We start from the raw sequence: 3,933 nt of genomic DNA on the forward strand, positions 1-3,933 counted from the left end.
CGATAAAAGCCAACGACCGAGTCCACTCGGAGAATCTCTCGGCCCTGCTCATCGAAGAAGATGATGGCTGGCGCGTAGAAGAGCCCGAGGTCCGAGGCCCAATCGCGTGCGGTCGTGCGCTCTCCCGAGGGCGTCACCACCGGCGTCTTGGACCACATATCGAGCTGGATGCTATCGAAGTTGGCAAACGCATTCGCAAGCGCCGGCTCCTGTAACGTTTGCCCATGGAGCACGTCGCAAGGGTGACAATCGCCCTGCTCGAAGAACACGGCCAGCGGTCGCTCCGCCGGCAGTCGGCTGCGATCGAGATGATAGGGCGGCGGTTGAAAAAAGGGCTCGTCGTTCAGGTCTGCAGCGTCGAACACCATCCGATTATCGCCCCGCGCCAGATAGTCTCGGAACGACTCCCGGCGGTAATGCTCATCGGCCACATACTCGAGCGCTGCTCTGAACTGATAGGGAGGATAATAGCCACGCAGTCGCAAGACCTCCTCGCCAGCTTGGTTATAGAAGATCAGGGTCGGCGTAAAGTCGGCCTGCTCACGCAGTGCGAAGCCGCGCTCGGTCATGGTCCGGCCGCGCAGATCGGTGACCTCGGCGACGCCCCAGATATCGATGGGGGTAACGTCAAAGTGTCGGCGCGTATATTCAACGATATCCGTCTCGGAGCCAAAATTCACATCCATGAGCTGATGGCAATAGGCACAGCGCTTCTGGCCGAAGTAGAGAATCAGTCCCTTGCCCGCTGCGCGCGCAGCCTCAAGGTCGGCGCCCAGATCGAGAAACGGCTCATTGAACCACTCCGGATAGATCAAGAGTTCATCGCGCGGCTCATCATTGAGGCTCAGCGAGTCAGCATCAGCGCTGACCTGGGTACTCGACAACGCGGTGGCGATTAGGAGCCCCGCCAGCAGACAGCCGAGCATCAGCGACCAACGCAGCGAGCGGAAAGGATTAGAACGAGACATCGAGGCTATCGACTCCAGATAGACGCAGTTTGCCGAGGCTTTGGAGCCAACGACTGGACGAGGATGCGATCAGTTCTGCGGGCTTGGCTCAGGGGTGCCAGCCGATCGACGCCGCGGGCGCCGCCGTCGACGCCTCTTTGGTGCTTCAGTTGCTGCGCTGGTAGAGCTTGCTGCCTCAACGGGCGTCTCTGCCGGAGCCGGGCTCGCCGATGCTGCACCACCTGCAGAGGTCGAAGCCGACGCGACATCGCTGCCCTCTGCGGATGGCCCCTGTGCTGTGCCTGCTCGACCGCCACCGCCGGCCCGCCGGCCCAAACGCCGGCCGGATCGGCCACCCGCGCCGGCTTCCGACCCGCGCGAGCGATCGCGCGACGCCGGGCCGCGACCGGCTCGCCTCGCGTCACCCGGCCGACGCTCGACCTGGACGCGACTGTTCGGGTCAATATCGGCCAGCAACTCGGGCTCGACGGTGCTGATCGGAATGCGCGCACCAATGAAGGCCTCGATATCCGGCCAGCCCATCGCGTAGCTCTCGCAGACGAAGCTGATCGCGTCGCCGGCCTCGCCTGCACGCGCGGTTCGGCCGATACGGTGGACATAATCTTCGGCATCATCGGGTAGATCATAGTTGATCACATGAGTCACACCTGGGATATGCAGACCACGAGCGGCGACATCGGTTGCAACCATGGTGGCGAGCTCCCCTTCCTGGAAACGCCTGAGCAGGCTGAGCCGCTTCCTCTGCGGGACATCCCCAGAGAGCATCGCCGCCTTGATCCCGTTCCCCTCCAAGAAGCCCCAGACCCGCTCCCCTTCGCGCTTGGTGTTGACGAAGACCATGCTGCGTGCCCCTTCAAGCTTACGCAAAAGGCCGATCAGTAGTGGCAACTTCTCCTCATTGGCCACCATGTAGCCATGCTGGGTAATGCGGTCTGCGGTGACCTGCTCGGGGGCGATCTCGACCATCTGGGGGTCGTTCATGTGCTCGTAAGCGAGCTCCATGACCCGGTATGAGAGGGTGGCAGAGAAGAGCAAGCCGAGTCGCTTGGTCGGCGGCGGCAGCCGCCGCAGCACAAAACGTATGTCCTTGATGAAACCAAGATCGAACATCCGATCGGCCTCATCGAGCACCACCACCTCGACCTGGCGCAGATCGAAGACCCGCTGCTTCAGGTAATCAATCAAGCGCCCCGGGGTGCCGATCAGGATATCCACGCCGGCAGCAAGCTCATCGCGCTGCGCCTGGTAGCCGGTCCCACCATAAACCAGACCGAGCCGGAAGTCGGTGTGCGCGGCGAGCAGCTTCGCATCTTTGTGGATTTGCACTGCCAGCTCGCGGGTCGGCGCTAGAATCAAGACCCTAGGCTGGCGACGCTTGCTCGACGTCGAACCCGACCGAGTGCGAGGCTCGACAGCGGCTTCCGGATGGGGCTGCTCGGCGAGCGGATCAGCGCCTGACGCCGTGCTCAGCTCGACGCCCGGGTCTGTGCCAGGTTCAGTGCCCGGCTCGACGCTCGAGTCAACACCGGGTGCCAAGGCCTGGGCTTCTACGCTCGGCGCGGGCTGTCTGTCGGCCTCGGGTTCCTGTCCGCGCTCCTGCGCGAGCAGGCGCTGCAGTGCCACGACCAGGAAGGCGGCTGTCTTGCCGGTGCCGGTTTGGGCCTGTCCGGCCACATCCTGCCCAGCCAGCACGATGGGCAGGGTCTCGGCCTGGATCGGGGTGCAATAGTGGAAGCCAGCGGCCTCAAGGCCAGCGAGAATCTGAGGGTGAAGCTCGAAGTGATCGAAACGGGTCTGAGTCAGGTGAGTCTGGGGCATAGCAGCGCTAACGGGTGAAAACGGGAGCCAACCCCGCAATGACAGGGTGCGAAGGGCTTGCAAAACTTGATATCTTTAGCTCAAATAGCATCCTAACGCTGGCAGCAGCATTTGCGCCAGCCAACCAGCCCGCCTCATCTCGTTTCGTCGCGACGTCCTTGGTCAAGAGCAAGCTCAAGAGCAAGCGGCGCTGCATGAGAGCATCGGATCGCGCAGCCTTAGCCCAACGCGCCAAGCTGCGGCAGCAAGCGGGCCCGTCTATCACGAGCCTGTTCGACCGCTCGACCTGCAACGCCCTGAACGGCGACCCCATCAATCCGATTTGCTATCGGCGCCATCATCGAGATCGCCATCACACCATTGCTCAGGCACAACCTGTCGTCGAAGAATCCTCGGCCAGTGCTGGACCTGAATATGCCCCAACCTGGAGACTACCGAAGTGAGCGACCGAATCGTCCATGTGACCGACGATACCTTTGAACAAGATGTACTGCGGTCGGAGCAGCCCGTGCTCGTCGACTATTGGGCCAACTGGTGTGCCCCCTGCAAGATGATCGCCCCGGTCCTCGAGGAGATCGCCGAAGAGTACGAAGGGCGCATCAAGGTTGCCAAGCTCGACATCGACGAGAACCGCGCCGTCACCGAACGCTTCAATGTTCGGGGCATTCCAACCCTGATCCTGTTCAAGAACGGTGAGGCCGAGGCGATCAAGGTCGGCGCGGTCTCAAAGTCTCAACTGACCGTCTTTATCGATAGCAACCTTTGAATCAGCCACGCACCCGCCCGCGGCGCCGGCCCGGGAATAACACGCGGAATCGATCCGGCAACATCGAAACGGAGCCCGTTATCCAAACCGACTCCGATGACCCAACCGCTACCGAGCCCACCCCGTCCCCGTCGAGTCCTCCGCGATCCTCGCGCGGGGAGCGCACCCGAGCCCCGTCGAATCAGCCATCCATGAATCTCTCCGAGCTAAAACTGATGCCCGTCCCTGCGCTAGTGGAGCTAGCGCAGTCCATGGAGATCGAAGGCGTTGGCCGCTCCCGCAAGCAGGACCTCATCTTCGCGATCCTCAAGGCCAAGGCGAAGCGCGGCGAGGACATCTACGGCGACGGCGTGCTCGAGATCCTGTCAGACGGTTTCGGCT

Annotated in this window: 4 protein-coding genes; 2 read left to right on the forward strand and 2 right to left on the reverse strand. The window is 62.4% G+C overall.

The genetic code is table 11. From position 1 onward, the window contains the following. Both ACY693_RS16280 and ACY693_RS16285 read right to left on the reverse strand, forming a co-directional pair. On the reverse strand, positions 1 to 968 hold a 968-nt coding region (locus ACY693_RS16280), incomplete at its 3' end, for a thioredoxin family protein (protein ID WP_462322860.1). Positions 969 to 1,037: 69 nt separating this feature from the next. Beyond that, positions 1,038 to 2,786 carry a DEAD/DEAH box helicase gene (locus ACY693_RS16285; protein WP_462322861.1) on the reverse strand — a complete coding sequence of 583 codons (1,749 nt, stop codon included), beginning with the start codon at positions 2,784 to 2,786 and terminating at the stop codon, positions 1,038 to 1,040. Between the two features lie 439 nt (positions 2,787 to 3,225). Here ACY693_RS16285 and trxA point away from each other — a divergent pair, with 439 nt between their 5' ends. Beyond that, positions 3,226 to 3,552, forward strand: a complete 327-nt coding sequence (gene trxA, locus ACY693_RS16290) for a thioredoxin TrxA (protein ID WP_462322862.1) — start codon at positions 3,226 to 3,228, stop codon at positions 3,550 to 3,552. Between the two features lie 191 nt (positions 3,553 to 3,743). Beyond that, positions 3,744 to 3,933 (forward strand): Rho termination factor N-terminal domain-containing protein (locus tag ACY693_RS16295; RefSeq protein WP_462322863.1); only part of this gene is annotated, 190 nt, incomplete at its 3' end.

The organism is Halochromatium sp., assembly GCF_054919635.1.

Excerpts from the sequence above, each read along its gene's own strand:
- ACY693_RS16285 (WP_462322861.1), bottom strand. The coding sequence starts at position 2,786 with ATGCCCCAGACTCACCTGACTCAGACCCGTTTCGATCACTTCGAGCTT.